The following is a 14246-nucleotide window of genomic DNA, read 5'->3' on the forward strand; positions in this document are numbered from 1 at the left end:
ACTGCCCATCGACCACTCCCATTCGCGCCGCACGCCCGCGCGACTACTCTGGGAGGCGATGGAAACGACAACCCCCTCAACGACGACCCAGGCACCCGAGGCCGCCCCGGCCTCGTCCGCCCCGGATGGTGCCGAGCTCGAGGCACGCTTCATGGACGAAGCGATGCCCCTCATGAACCAACTCTTCGGCGCGGCACTGGGCATGACCCGCAATCGCGCCGACGCGGAGGATCTGGTTCAGGAGACCTACCTCAAGGCCTATCAGAAGTTCCACCAGTACCAGCCCGGCACCAACATCAAGGCCTGGCTCTACCGGATCCTCACCAACACCTACATCACCAGCTACCGCAAGGCGCAGCGCTCGCCCAAGCGTGCCTCCAGCGACACGGTCGAAGACTGGCAGCTAGCCGACGCCGCCTCCCACTCGGAGGTCGGCCTCAAATCCGCGGAAGTCGAGGCGCTCGAGGCGCTTCCCTCCGCTCAGCTGCGCGACGCCCTCGATTCGCTCTCAGAGGAACACCGGATGGTTGTCCTCATGGCTGACGTTGAGGGTATGAGCTACAAGGAAATCGCCGAAGAACTAGGAGTTCCCATGGGGACCGTCATGAGCCGACTGAACCGGGCGCGCAAGAACCTGCGCTCCGCGCTGGCCGACGTCGCCGCGGAATACGGGATCGGAGGAGCCAAGTGAATACTCACGTGACCTGCCAGGACGTCCTGGACGCCCTGTACGAACTGATCGACTGCGAGGAATGCGACCGCCGCAGCGGCCTCATCGATGCCGGATCCGTGCCCGGGCCCGATGCCCACGCCCGCGCCCTCATGATCAAGCACGTCGCCACCTGCGCGCACTGCACCGACGCCCTGGACGCCGAGCGCCACGTGCGCGCCCTCATGCGCGGCTGCTACGAGACCGAGCAGGCCTCCGATGCGCTGCGCGCCCGCGTCGTCGCTTCGATCACCAGCATGTCCGTCACCTGGCGCTAGGAGCGCTACGACAGTGCGTGATCGCGTCGCGCCGCGCGGGCTGACGAGGACGGGGTTGCCGCCCGTTTTTCGGTGACCTTCGTCGCCGCGAACGGCCTGTGCCTTGGTGGTTTGGGCCAATGTGTGCAAAAATGCTTCAGTCTAGACAACAAACCCAAGGAGAATGACATGTCGAAGCGGGGTCGTAAGCGTCGCGATCGTCGTAAGCACGGCGCGAACCACGGCAAGCGTCCTAACGCCTGAGCCGAATACGTTGCGCGCCCGGACCGGTTGGTCCGGGCGCGTTTTGTATGCGCGTCGTGTATGCGTTTTGTTTGCGTCACCGGCGGGAGCCAGGTGCGGTTTCGCGAGGCACGCGTGGCATGCGGGGTGCGCGCAGCTTGGTTTGCGTCCCCTGTGCGACGGAAAGCGACGTGCGGCGGGCTCATCCGCCGCCGATCGTAAGCGCGCCCGCTCATGCGAACAGGTTGTCCGTGTACTGGGCTGACGCCGAGAGCGCGCGTGGTAGCGTGAGCAACCCATCTATGGGTGGTGTCAATCCACCGGCCCTCGTTCTGGATAGGAAACGCTGTTCTGGATAGGAACTACTCATCTGGATAGGTTATTAAGCTATCCAGAACGCGATAACCTATCCAGTACGCTGTTTCCTATCCAGAACATGAACTCCTTGTGGGGTGCGTCCGATCCGGAAACGTCTATTTCGACCATCACAACGCTCGGTGGGAGGGCTCCATAGAAGGCGATGATCGAGTGATGAGCTCGTACGCCCTAGCGCTCTCATGAGCCTCAACCGTAGACCCTCCCAGTCGTTGTAGTCCGGCCAGCTGACACGAACAATGTTCCACCCTGCATCGCGAAGATCCTCATCCCTGCGGATCCACTCCCGTTTTGCACGCGCAAGATCGGATTGGTTGTCGCCTAGTTTTCCGATGCCGTCAAATTCAATGATGATTCGAAGATCTGCGATGACAATATCTGCGTAATAGTGACGACCCCGGACCTCGATATGTACTTGAGTCAGTGACGGGAATGGGCTGATCGAGCGCACAAGCCAAAGCAAGGCTGCTTCAGCAGGATTTTCGCATCCAGGATCAATCGCGTGAAGAATGGCACGTGCTCGGCGTAGTCCTCGTTTTGTGGGGGAATGTTCGAGGCGCTTGAGGAGCGCTACGCGGATTTCTTCTGCCCGTTCACGTGATTCCATCTGCTCAAACATTGAAAAGTTGCTCCACTGATGCAGTGCCATGCATCCGAGGACGAAAGCCTCCAATGGCTCCTCTTGCTGAACGCAACGGATGAGTGCATCGTACGGGTGTTCCGTTTCCAATCCGTTAGTGCGTCTGCGTTCCTCGGAGAGCGGGGGGATGGTGGAACAGGTGACACATGTTTCGGGTACTGTCGTTGAGCCGATCGAACACGCTGGAAGTCGGGAAGTAGATCGTCTTGTCGGCCTGTAGATGGTTATCTTTGGATTCGCGGACCATCCCTGAATTCCGTTGAGTAGAAGGCAACTACGTCCTACGTACAGTGCTTGGTGCTGCAGGGATGCACTCACTACATGGATTCGGGCGAGGGCAACTGCGTTCCATATTTCCCATGGAGTTGACTTGTCTGGATGGAGTGGGAGAGCAGCTGCAATGCCGCGCATGATGCGCACGGTGACGGGCGAATACGCTTGGCTCTTTGGCGTCTGGAAGATATCGGTGACGACAACAGGTACCTGGTTCATGCATCTAGCTTCGAACAGAGCCTCGAGTTGGGCGTAGTCGAAAAGGAGGGCCTGTGGATAACCGGCTCTCTTGATTTACCCCTGTGCATAACGGCAAGGAGTGAGGTGTTGGGAGTCGTCTGTCAGGATGGGTGGCTGGACTCGCGTGCGGAGAGCTGTTAGCGATGGGGTGTATGAGGGGGCTGACATCTGATTGCACGCTGTTGGCGTGAGGAGCATCCCATAGAGATCAACGAGGAGAAGCCCCGCACACCATCTGGATAGGAAACGGAAATCGGGATAGGTTATTGCGTTCTGGATAGCTTATTTTCTTATCCAGATGAGTAGTTCCTATCCAGAACGACGTTTCCTATCCATAAGCCAACGCAACTATTTCCAGTGAGCCGAATACGCGCGCGAGACACCTGGACGAGGAACCAGATATCGGCCGATGTACTCGTGGCGATCCTGAGACAACAGGGTCTCGTACTCCTGTGGGAAACACAGACGCCTTGGCTTCGGCGCGGATGATAGTGAGTGCCCCTGCGGCTGACGTTGGACTCGTGCCCTGTGGAGCAACGACGAGCCTGTGCGAGAGGCAGGAAACCTCCCTCGCAGCGTATCCTGGTACATGTTGGCGCGCGGGTGCGTCCCGGCGCGCACAGACTGATTCGTCGATACGAAAGAGGCCCCATGTCCCTCCAGATGCGCGTTGTTCACTTCTGTATGGGTCTTGTGCCTCCGTTGCTCCACAGCGAGACGGCAACTGAGCAGATGGCGCTCCACGCCCCGAAGCCGCATCCGATGCCTCGACGCATGCGTGCGCGTTTCACCGCGACGAGCGAAAATGGCGTTACCCGCGTGTTTCCGAAGCGGGGCCTGCGTTCGGGCGGTGCACTCATCTATCTGCATGGCGGAGCGTACGTGTACCCGATGGTCGTGGGCCAGTGGGGCATCGTCGAGGGCCTTATCGACCGCACGGGCCTGCCCGTCATCATTCCCGACTACCCGCTCGCCCCCAAGCACACCGCGACCGAAGCTTTCGACTTCGTCCAGCCCATCGTCGACGAGGCCCAGGCTGAGTTCGGCCGCGTCGTTATCTTCGGCGACTCGGCGGGTGGAGGCCTGGCGCTGTCCCTCGCCATGCAGCGACGCGACGCGGACAAACGTCAGGTGGACGGCCTCGTCCTGTACGCGCCGTGGGTGGATGTGACCATGACGAACCCCGAGATCGAGAAGGTGCAGCTCCGCGACAAGATCCTGCGTGTCCCCGGCCTGGCGTGGGCGGGCCGCGCGTGGGCGGGCGACCTGGATCCGACCGACTGGTGTGTCAGCCCCCTGTATGGTGACCCGGCGGGACTGCCGCCGATGCGCATCTTCCAGGGAGACGCGGACATCGTGGGCCCCGACGTGATCGATTTTGCGCGTAAGGCCGCTCGCGCCGGCGTCGACGTGCGTTTGCGGGTGGAGCCGGATGGCTTCCACGTGTATGTCCTGGGCGTTCCCACCATTCCCGAGGCCGAGGCCGCCCTCGACCACAGCGCGCGCTTCATCTCGGGGATCCTCACCCAGGCGTAGTCCCGCCCGTTTCACGCGCTGTTTCACGGCCTCGTCGATTGAGGACGACGGTTGCGGGTAGCCTCAGTCGATGCGTGCCTCGACGATGGACCACGTGTGGGGGTAGACCTCCATGGTCATGGAGGCGGACCCGGAGCGCCGAGCGCAGGCCTCGTAGAGAACACCCGTGAGACCGCCGCGCGAGGCGATGTCGTCAGCATTGTCTGTTTTGATGACCGTGGCGCGCTTGGTGCCATCAGCGAGGGTCATCGTGAAGTCGTTGTCCCATCCGTTATCGGGACTGTGATTAGCGCTCGTCCAGTTGCGTGACCGTGGCGTCTGCTCGAAGCTGCACGAGGTGACAGTGACGGTGGTGGTGCCCTCCTTCAGGTCGCGGAAGGCGGGAAGGCCGCGGCTGATCGACTGGAACCCCACGAACAACGCGGTCACGCACAGGACGACGATGGCGAAGGAACGCTGGTTGTACTTCTCAATATCGATGTCGCGCTTGGCGCGCCGAACACCGAGGTACGCGAACGCGCACGCGATGAGGAGCCCGGCGACGAGGACGAGCCCACCGCCGCAGGCCTGCACTTTCCACACGACGCGATCGCGGCCGAAATCTGTGTGATCTCCGATGAACCAGAAGAGGGCGATGGCAGCAATGACCAGAGCCATGAGAATGACCCCGATGGCGGTGGCGATCTTCTTGAGGACGCCTGCGCCTGTCGATCCTTGCGCGGGTGAGGACGCCCGACGAGGAGAGGAAGCGGGGTTGCGTGACATGGGTTCCCTTTCGGGTCGCAGTGGTTGGGACGAGGCCGGGGCGCGTGCGCGGGCATGCCGGGTGTGTGGGGCGACGGATTAGTTGTTGATCCTCGCGCTCGCGACGACCCTCGAATGCGTGTAGTAACCGATGGTCATGGTCGCGTTGCCGGAGCGCAGGGCGCAGGCCTCGTAGAGGACGGCTGTCACGTCCCCTTGCCTCGCAATCTCATCCTTGCTGTCCGTCTCAACGGTCTGCGTGTGGGTCGAGCCGTCCTCAAACGTCATGATGAACTGGTTCTTATACACGGTCGAGACTCCGCCGCGGGGGCGTGACCGACTCGTCTTGTACTGGTCGAAGCTGCATGACGTGACCGTGACAGTGTGTGGGCCGTCGGCGACGTCAAGCACCGCGGGAACGCCGTTCGACAGCGCGTAAATGGCGAATCCGACGCCAAAGACACCGACCATGCCCAGGCCGAGCTGGCGTTGTTGTGCCACTTTCTCGTCGCCCCGTGCGCTTGCTATGAGGTAGTTGCGCCGCGTAGCGGCATAGAGGGGAATCATAGCGAGGGCGAAGACGAGCGCGACGGCGCACTTGATGAGGGTCCAGACGATCCGTTCCGTGCCGAAGTCGAACATCTCGCCGAAGAAATAGAAGACCATGCCGACGAGGAGTCCGACGAGCAGGAGGAGAAGCCACCACCCCGTGTGCTTTTTCGGCGCTGCGTCCTCGCCGGAAGGATCGGTGGGGGAAGGAACACTCTGAGAGGCCTCGTCGGCGTCGGACGACGCGGCATACGCCTCCCCGTATGGGGACCCCTGGTATTCCCAACCCTGGTACGAGAGCGGCGGCAAGGAAGGCTGCGCGTCACCCGCTTGCGGCTGCGGCACCTGCGGCTGGTTGGCGGGTTGAGTGCCGTCAGTGGACGGATCGTAGGGGGAGAGATAAGGGTATTGATTGCTCATGGCTGCTACCTGTCGGACGGGTGCATGACGACGAGCCTAGGGTGTTTCCTCGGGAACGGGTGCGCTTCCAGGAGGATCCAGGTGCGCGGTGAGCGACCAGGTGCCGACGTGCTCGTCAGTCTTCACAGTACCGCTCGCGGCCGCCCTCGACCACAGTGCGCGCTTCATCTCGGGGATCCTCATCCAGGCGTGAGGCGACCCATTTCATGCCTCGTTAATCGAGGACGAGAAGCAACCGAAGCGCACTCGCGGTCGGAGCGACGGCGAGCCTCGTCAATCCAGCCTTGCTTGATCAATGATCCACGAGTAGTAGTAGACGTCGAGTGTCATCGACGTTGTCCCTGGATTCTTGATGCAAGCGCTGTACAGGACTTCGTCGACGCGTCGGTCATCGAGAAATACGCGGCTATCGATGACTGTCTGACGGGTGGTTCCGTCGGCCAGGGTCATGATGAAGTGATAGTCAGCTACGGACACGGTTCGGTAGCGTCCATGTGCTTCTCGGCGCGAAACAATTTCGCGTGTGCACGATGAGACGGTCACAGTCTGCGGACCGGTGAAGAGATCGAAGACGACACGCGTCCCGTAACCTAGAGCGTTGTAGGCGCTTGGAATCAGAATAAGCACCGGTATCACGAGGGCTGTGGCTCGTTTGTGCAAGCCCATTGCAGTGCCAGCTCTCTCGCGCTTGTCGAACCATTGAAACAAGTAGGAAATGGCGGCGATGCATGCGAACATGAAGAGAAATGCTATGCCGTAGGAGAAAACCAGCCAGCGGAACCGAGAGGGGCCATGAGGGGAAATTGTGTCTGCCAAATGGCCCAAACCATACAAGATGAGAGTGAGGACGATCCAGAACGCTGTCCCATAGCGCTTCTGCTCTTTCGTCAGCGAACTTGTTCGGGATTCGGGTGTGGTAGACGTGTTCTTACGCTTGCTCATGGGGTGCCTCAACGGTGGTACTGCGGGTAGCGGTGCTCAGTCGCGTTCTTTGCGGTGCCGACGTGGCCTATGCGAGTCTCGTATAGCGAAACCGATTGAATAATAGATGGCACATCCAATGATCCCGCTCAGGATAATAGCCGCGCAGATGGGGATGATGACGGGAACGGCGATGGGTGACATGCGTGCGAATTGGATGATCATCCAGCACACAATTGCGGTGAGGCTCCCCGCCGCTACCGCGATGGCAGTGCGCGAGATACGGGGTTCATCAACGGAGGGGTGATCGGGGGAGAGGGGCGCTTCGTTGCTCATAAGAACCGTTTCAACTGGGATGGAGACGGACGAGACTGTTCATTCCGTGTCACTGCCCACCTGCATAGGTGGCGTGGTGTGGATTGAAGGCGGGGAGTTTTTCGGTGATGGTGCCGCGCGGCCTCGTGACGACGAGGCGTGGGCTGGGCGGGTGCACCCACCTCGTCGGTGAGAACGCGCAGCATCCTACTCAATCCGTGCGTTGACGATGATCCAGCTGTGGCGATAGACCTCAAGTGTCAGAGGTGAGGCGCCCTTCTTGTCGGCGCACGCTTCGTAGAGGGTGCTGTAGACGCCGGCCGCGTCGTAGGCGCTGCCCAAGCGAGTCGTGTGCTTCGAGCCGTCGGTGAGGGTGAGATCGAACCTGTAGGACGTCGAGGTGCCTCTCCGTCGCGAGCGCGTTCTGAGCTCACTGTAGCTGCACGACTTGACGGTGACGGTCTGTGTTCCTTCGATCGTGTCCGCAACCGACTGCACGGAACCGATGATCGACATCGTCCCGACGACGAGGACGGGGATGGAGAGAACCGCGAGCGAGACGATTGGCTTACGCATGTTCGTCCTGTCGCCAGCGCGCTTTGCTCGGTTCATGCGGTGAGCTGTCACGACGATGATGACCGCACAGATGAGCATACTGATGGTGCCCACGGCGCTCGCGATGCTTTGCCACTTGAGTTTGATGTCGCCCACGTCGTAGAAATTGCTCAGCACAAAATAGGCAATGACACCGCTGATCGTGAGGATCTTCAGGACGTTGAGCGCCGTCGCGTAGTTCGTGTTCATGACCGGGCGGCCCATGTTAGTGCCTCCATGCGGCGCAGCGGTCCCCTGACCCGGGAAGGGCTGCTGGGGGTACATGCCGCCCTGGTATTGGCCGGGTTGCGGCTGCATCGGGGCTTGACCCGGGAAGGGCTGCTGGGGGTACATGCCGCCCTGGTATTGGCCGGGTTGCGGCTGCATCGGGCCCTGGCCCGAGAAGGGCTGCTGTGGAGGATAACCGTGGGGGTATTGGTTGCTCATCGTGTCTCGCTGGTCGATGGGGTTGTGTCCTCGTGCGGAGGCTGGCTCAATGTTGGGCGTGCACCGACAATACTATGGGTGCGCGCGAGCGCGGGGACACCTGACTGATAGGTGTTGATGAGTTGGCAGGGGCATTCGTTCATGGACGGTACTCGCTAGACGATGCGCGCGTCAGCGATCATCTGCGTGCGCGGATACAGGTCGAGGACCAGTTTCTTCGATGAGGGGTGGTGCGACAAGCATCCGTTGTAGAGGGTGCCGCGGATACCCGATGCCGACTGCAACTCATCCCGTTTTTCTGTTTTGATGACGAGGACAAGCTTGCTCTTGTCGTCGAGTGTCATCTTGAATTCGTTCTGATAGCTGCTCGGGATGGTGTTTGTTGGTGAGCTCTTCACCGGACTTTGGTCGAAGTAACACGAGGCGACTGTCCTGGCCTGGGGTCCTTCGTTGAGGTCGCGTGCTGCGGGTACCGCGTTGCTGATCGCGATGACTGCGGCGGCAAGTCCGACGAGGCAGATGAGGGCATACCCGGACGCCCGAGTTTCGGCCGACTCGTTCTCGCCTTCTGTGAACAGGATGCGCGCGTAGCGCACCGCGGCGGGGACGAAGGGAATACACAAACCTGCGGCAGCGAGACCGAACACGCATGTGGCGAACTGCCATTGAAGTTTGCCCGTGCCGAAATCGGCGGCTTGGGCCATTGTGATGCTCGTGAAAAACAGCGCGGCGATCACGACTGCGAGACCCGCGAACACATCGGTGCGTATCGGGAGGGTGAAGGCCTTCGTGGACTTGTCCTCGCGTGTGCGACTGTCCTGTGGGTCTGAGCCTGTCGACGTCGCGTGAGGCCGTCCAGCGGTGGGCGACGATGAACGATCCCGCTGCGCAGCGGTTGAGGAGGAGGCCTCGCGGGGTGTAGGCGCCGTCGGCTCGCTGTCCGCATGCGCCTCGGAGATGTGCGGGGGCAGGTCCGCGTTGGGTTTTTCCTCCTCGGTGTGAGGGGTGGGAACTCCGTATGGGAACGCAGGGTCCGACCCCTCTGCGGAGGGCTCAACGGGCACCGGCGCGTTGCGTGGCACCCGGTGCGCAGCCTCCATGTTCTCCTCGGGCAGCGCGGGTTCCGACCCGGTCGGCGGCGCGTACGGATTGTTACTGCTCATGCCGGGATACTACACGTCCGCCGGGGTCGCTCCCGTCCACTCGTACCAGCCCTGGTGCTGGACGATCCACGCCATGAGGGCGTAGCCGGCCTGGCCGGGCAACGTCTGGCCGTCCCCGCCGCGCGCGAGAGAGGCAGCCATGTCCTCGAACCACTGGTCGTGCGCGACCAGAGGCGTGTAGCAGTCGACGAAGGGGATGCCTCGGCGCGCGCACACCTCGGAGCACGAGGAGGACAGGGCCTTCAGCGACCCGGAGTCCACGCCAGCGAGCGGCGGGGGACCCACGACGAAGCTGGGGATGCCCAGCGCGGTCGCCCGGTCGGTGATGTTGGCCAGGTTCAGGCGCGAGCGGGCCGTCGAAATGCCGGCCGCGACGTCGCCAGGGCCCACACCGATGACGAGGCCGTGGGGCTCGCCCTCGGCCAGGCGCGGCAGGACCTCGGCCTCCCAGCGCGCAGCCATCTGCTTCGTCGTCTCAGAGGGCACGGCGAGGGTCAGGAACGTGGCGGGCAGATCGAAGGTGGAGTGCGCGTTGACGCGACCGACCCAGCCCAGGCCTCGGGGGTCGCCGACGCCCGCGACGAGCTCGTCTCCGATGAAGCAGATCCGCATGGTGTTCCTTTCCGGTGCCTCCCGCGCCCCCGGTGGGAGCGCCGGCCCTCGTTAGCCTTCGAAGGCCTGCGCAATAAGCGTAGCTGCTTGCTCCTTGTGAAGCGAGGCACGTCCCGCGGCGGTCGTCGCCGACTCGGGGCGCGACACCACGCGGACCGGGCGTCCCAGCGACGGGAAGAGGTTGAGCGCCAGGTGCGGCCACGCGCCCTGGTTGCGAGGCTCGTCCTGCACCCAGGTCACCGACGCGTTCGGGTACTGGGCCAGGGCCTCGGCAACCTCGGCCTCGGGCAGCGGGTAGAGCTGCTCCAAGCGGATGATCGCCGTCGACGTGTCGTCGCGGTGCTCGCGCTCCTTGACGAGGTCGTAGTACAGGCGGCCCGAGCACAGCAGGACGCGCGTCACCGACGACGGATCGGTGATCGAGGAGTCGCCGATGACGGGCTGGAAGGCACCCGAGGTGAACTCGTCGAGGTGCGAGGAAGCGGCCGACAGACGCAGCAGCTGCTTGGGCGTGAACGCGATGAGCGGCTTGCGTGGGCGCTTGTAAGCCTGCGTGCGCAGCATGTGGAAGTAGTTCGCCGGCGTCGAGGGCTGGACGATCCACATGTTGTCCTGGGCGGCCAGCTGCAGGTAGCGCTCGATGCGCGCGCTCGAGTGGTCAGGTCCCTGACCCTCGTAGCCGTGGGGGAGGAGCATGACGAGCGAGGAACGCTGTCCCCACTTCTGCTCGGCCGAGCACACGAATTCGTCGATGACGGTCTGTGCGCCGTTCGCGAAGTCGCCGAACTGAGCCTCCCAGATCGTCAGCGTCTCGGGACTCTCCAGCGAGTAGCCGTAGTCGAAGGCCAGCACGCCGTACTCGCTCAGCGGGGAGTTCCACACGTCGAAACGCGCCTGGTTCTCGGTGAGGAAACGCAGCGGCGTAAACTCTCGGCCGTCGTTCGCGTCGTGCAGGATCGCGTGACGCTGGACGAAGGTCGCGCGGCCCACGTCCTCGCCGGACAGGCGCACGCCGGTGCCCTCCATGAGGAGCGTGCCGAAGGCCAGGAGCTCCGCGAAGCCCCAGTCGATGGGCTTGTTGCCCAGCGCCATCTCGAGGCGGCGCTCGCACAGCTGACGCAGCTTCGGGTGGGGCTCGAAGCCCTCCGGGAAGCGCGTGTGCGCGCGGCCGATGCGGCGCAGCTGCTTGGCGGGGGCAGCAGACGTCCAGCCGATCATCATGCCGATGCCGGGCATCTGGGACTCCGGCATGGTCCATTCCTCGTCGGGGGATTCCCCGGCCTCGCCCACACCGACGGTGAGCGCCGGGTCGTGCGTGCGACTCCCCGGGTTGATCTCGGACACCGAGGAGGCACCGCCCGCGCGGGTCTCCTCAAGGATGCGCCCGAGCTCCGCCTCGTACTGGGCGATCGACTGACGAGCCTCGTCCTCGGTGAGCTGGCCGCGACCCACGAGGCCGCGGATGTACACAGCGCGCGTGGAGGGGATGCGGTCGATGAGGGAGTACATGACGGGCTGGGTCATCGACGGGTCATCGCCCTCGTTGTGGCCGCGGCGGCGGTAGCACACCATGTCGATGATGACGTCCTTGTGGAAGGCGTTGCGGTACTCGAAGGCCAGGTGCGCGCAGCGGATGACGGCCTCGGGGTCGTCCGCGTTGACGTGCAGGATCGGGACCTGCAGGCCCTTGGCCAGGTCGGTCGCGTAGCCGGTGGAACGGCCCTGCGTCGGGCCCGTCGTGAAACCGATCTGGTTGTTGACGATGATGTGGATCGTGCCGCCGGTCTTGTAGCCCTCGAGCTGGGAGAGGTTGAAGGTCTCCTGGACGACTCCCTGGCCGATGAAGGCGGCGTCGCCGTGGATGAGGATCGGGATGATCGGCAGGTCCGGGTCGCCCAGGTGCTCCTGCTTGGCACGAACGATGCCCTCCAGGACGCCGTCAGCGGCCTCCAGGTGCGAGGGGTTGGCACCCATGTAGACCTTCGTGGCCAGGCCGTCGTCGAGGGAGTACACGCCCCACGTGCCCAGGTGGTACTTGACGTCGCCGGAGCCCTGGACCGAGTTGGGCATGTAGTTGCCCTCGAACTCGTCGAAGATCTGCGCATACGACTTGCCCGCGATGTTGGCCAGCACGTTGAGGCGTCCGCGGTGCGCCATGCCGATGGCGACCTCGTGGATGCCGGTGCGCGCGGAGTCGGCCAGGATGTGGTCGAGCAGCGGGATCAGTGACTCGCCGCCCTCGAGGGAGAAGCGCTTCTGGCCCATGAACTTCGTCTGGAGGAACTCCTCGAACGCCTCGGCGCGGATGAGGGTGCCCAGGATGTGGCGCTGCGCGTCGGGGGAGGGGGCCTCGTACGGGCGCTCGATGCGCTTCTGGACCCACGCGCGCTGCTCGGGGTCCTGAATGTGCATGTACTCAATGCCGACCGTGCGCGTGTAGGTGTCGTGCAGGCGCGTGAGGATGTCACGCAGCAGCATCTGGTCCGAGTCGCCGAAGCCGCCGGTGGGGAAGGGGCGATCCAGGTCCCACACGCTCAGGCCGTAGGACGACAGATCGAGGTCGGGGTGGCGACGCACGCGGTAGGCCAGAGGGTCGGTGTCGGCCGCGAGGTGGCCGCGCGAACGGTAGGCGTGGATGAGTTCCGCGATGCGCGCGGGCTTGCCCTTTTCGTGGTTCGGATCGTAGTCGTAGTCCGCTTCCCACGCGTAGGGGCGCGCGGGCACGTGCATCGAGGTAAAGACACGCTCGTAGAAGCCGTCACGGCCCGAGAGCTTGGCGTCCACCAGGGCCAGCAGGCGGCCCGACGCCGCACCCTGGATGATGCGGTGGTCGTAGGTGGAGGAGAAGAACATCGTCTTGCCGATGCCGAGGGCGGCCAGGCGCTTGGGGGAAACGCCGCGGAATTCTGCCGGGTAGTCGGTGGCGCCCACGCCGATGATGAGGCCCTGGCCGACCATGAGGCGCGGCACGGAGGTGGTGGTGCCCAGCGTGCCTGGGTTCGTCAGCGTGACGGAGGCACCCTGGAAGTCGGCGGTCGTCAGCGTCGCCGTGCGGGCGCGCGCAACGAGGTCCTGGTAGGCGTCGACGAACTCGGCGAAGGTCAGGGTGTCGGCGTCGTGGATGACGGGAACCTTCAGGGAGTGGTTGCCCTGCGCGTCGGCCACGTCGATGGCCAGGCCGAAGCCGATGTGCGCGAGCTGCTCGACGGCGGGCTTGCCGCCTTCGATCGTGTAGCGCACGTTGAGGTCGGGCATCTCGCACAGCGCCTCCACCAGGGCGTAGCCGATGAGGTGCGTGAAGGAGACCTTGCCGCCGACGGTGCGCGCCAGATGCGCGTTGATGAGGGCGCGGTTTTCGATGAGGAGCTTGGCCGGGATCTGGCGCTGGGAGGTGGCCGTGGGGATGGAGAGCGAGGCCTCCATGTGCTTGGCGGTCGCGCGCGCCGCGGACTTGAGGATGTGGAGCTCGTCGTGCGAGGGGGCGCCCTGGAAGAGCGTGAAGGCCGCGCGCCCGTGCTGCTGGCGCGTGTAGGGGCTGGTGGCCTCGGCGACGGCGGCGGGCGGGGCGGGCGGCAGGTCGGAACGCGTCACGGAGACGACGTGTGCGTGCTCGGTGGCGCCCGCCTCGGGCGCATCGTCTTCGATATCGAGGGTCGGCGGGGTCACCGAGACGGGGGCAACGGGATCAACGGGGACTGCGGCATTGGCCGACGAGGCCGGGGCCGGCTCCGGGGCTGAGGGAGTGCCCTCGGGGATGTCGGGACGCTTGGCGCGCAGCTGCGGGGGAGCGGACTCGGTGGAGAAATAGGCACGCCAGGAGGGATCCAGGAGCTGTGGATCGCGCTCGTAGAGGTCTCGCATCTTCGCGATGTACCACTGCGGATCGGGCTGGGAAGCGGTGGGAGTGGGCACGTATTCCTCCGTAAGTGTCGCGCCGCGCGATCAGGTTATTTCCCGCGCGGCCATACCTTGACAATCGTACCGCCGCGTGATCATCTTCACGAAACCTGGTACACCTTTGGCGTGTACTTCAAGGGTCTTTGGTCCGTTGAAGAATGATTGTTGGCACATGCCCCGCGGTGTGTGGAAATGCGCGCTGGGAGAGGCGGGCTGGGCGGCTAGACTGTAACCATCATGGACTGCGACACTGCCGGCGTTATCGCCGCTCTTTCTCACCCCCTGTCCGCGCGCGTACCCGCGACCCGCCC

At 63.8% G+C, this 14246-nt stretch carries 13 protein-coding genes; 4 read left to right on the top strand and 9 right to left on the bottom strand.

The genetic code is table 11. The features are described from left to right. Nucleotides 1-58: 58 nt before the first annotated feature. The 3 genes from JJJ16_RS01505 to JJJ16_RS10275 all read left to right on the top strand — a co-directional run bounded on the left by JJJ16_RS01505 (nucleotide 59) and on the right by JJJ16_RS10275 (nucleotide 1230). Nucleotides 59-691, top strand: a complete 633-nt coding sequence (locus JJJ16_RS01505) for a sigma-70 family RNA polymerase sigma factor (protein ID WP_219751112.1) — start codon at nucleotides 59-61, stop codon at nucleotides 689-691. Next, entirely contained in the window at nucleotides 688-987 is a 300-nt protein-coding gene (locus JJJ16_RS01510) for an anti-sigma factor (RefSeq protein ID WP_219751113.1), read from the top strand. The genes JJJ16_RS01505 and JJJ16_RS01510 overlap by 4 nt, the downstream gene beginning before the upstream one ends. Nucleotides 988-1155: 168 nt before the next feature. After that, a complete protein-coding gene (locus tag JJJ16_RS10275; RefSeq protein WP_106406425.1) occupies nucleotides 1156-1230 on the top strand; it encodes a 50S ribosomal protein bL37 in 75 nt (24 codons plus the stop codon). Nucleotides 1231-1615: 385 nt separating this feature from the next. Here the strand turns inward: JJJ16_RS10275 and JJJ16_RS10155 are convergent, their stop codons facing one another. Then, on the bottom strand, nucleotides 1616-2233 hold the full coding sequence (locus JJJ16_RS10155) for an endonuclease domain-containing protein (protein WP_225904957.1): 618 nt from the start codon (nucleotides 2231-2233) through the stop codon (nucleotides 1616-1618). Between the two features lie 1155 nt (nucleotides 2234-3388). Between JJJ16_RS10155 and JJJ16_RS01520 the strand changes: the two genes are divergently transcribed. Continuing rightward, nucleotides 3389-4273, top strand: a complete 885-nt coding sequence (locus JJJ16_RS01520; protein ID WP_009054052.1) for an alpha/beta hydrolase — start codon at nucleotides 3389-3391, stop codon at nucleotides 4271-4273. Nucleotides 4274-4336: 63 nt separating this feature from the next. Here the strand turns inward: JJJ16_RS01520 and JJJ16_RS01525 are convergent, their stop codons facing one another. The 8 genes from JJJ16_RS01525 to JJJ16_RS01555 all read right to left on the bottom strand — a co-directional run bounded on the left by JJJ16_RS01525 (nucleotide 4337) and on the right by JJJ16_RS01555 (nucleotide 13950). After that, on the bottom strand, nucleotides 4337-5038 hold the full coding sequence (locus JJJ16_RS01525) for a hypothetical protein (protein ID WP_219751114.1): 702 nt from the start codon (nucleotides 5036-5038) through the stop codon (nucleotides 4337-4339). A gap of 78 nt (nucleotides 5039-5116) precedes the next feature. After that, complete coding sequence (locus tag JJJ16_RS01530) at nucleotides 5117-5986, bottom strand: hypothetical protein (protein WP_219751115.1); 870 nt, start codon at nucleotides 5984-5986, stop codon at nucleotides 5117-5119. Between the two features lie 36 nt (nucleotides 5987-6022). Beyond that, nucleotides 6023-6154: a hypothetical protein gene (locus tag JJJ16_RS10230; protein WP_264081510.1), complete on the bottom strand. Its 132-nt coding sequence runs from the start codon at nucleotides 6152-6154 to the stop codon at nucleotides 6023-6025. Between the two features lie 105 nt (nucleotides 6155-6259). Beyond that, entirely contained in the window at nucleotides 6260-6928 is a 669-nt protein-coding gene (locus JJJ16_RS01535) for a hypothetical protein (protein WP_219751116.1), read from the bottom strand. Nucleotides 6929-7429: 501 nt separating this feature from the next. Further along, a complete protein-coding gene (locus tag JJJ16_RS01540) occupies nucleotides 7430-8263 on the bottom strand; it encodes a hypothetical protein (protein ID WP_219751117.1) in 834 nt (277 codons plus the stop codon). Nucleotides 8264-8418: 155 nt separating this feature from the next. Further along, nucleotides 8419-9426, bottom strand: coding sequence for a hypothetical protein (locus JJJ16_RS10160; protein WP_225904958.1), 1008 nt, complete (start codon nucleotides 9424-9426; stop codon nucleotides 8419-8421). Between the two features lie 9 nt (nucleotides 9427-9435). Beyond that, the gene (locus tag JJJ16_RS01550; protein ID WP_034468004.1) at nucleotides 9436-10038 is read right to left on the bottom strand and encodes a GDSL-type esterase/lipase family protein; all 603 of its coding nucleotides are present in this window, start codon (nucleotides 10036-10038) and stop codon (nucleotides 9436-9438) included. 51 nt (nucleotides 10039-10089) lie between these two features. Then, nucleotides 10090-13950 (bottom strand): multifunctional oxoglutarate decarboxylase/oxoglutarate dehydrogenase thiamine pyrophosphate-binding subunit/dihydrolipoyllysine-residue succinyltransferase subunit, encoded by a 3861-nt coding sequence (locus JJJ16_RS01555; protein WP_219751118.1) that lies wholly within the window; start codon nucleotides 13948-13950, stop codon nucleotides 10090-10092. Nucleotides 13951-14246 lie beyond the last annotated feature (296 nt).

Origin of the sequence: Schaalia sp. ORNL0103, assembly GCF_019429565.1 — a bacterium.
Taxonomy (GTDB): Bacteria; Actinomycetota; Actinomycetes; order Actinomycetales; family Actinomycetaceae; genus Pauljensenia.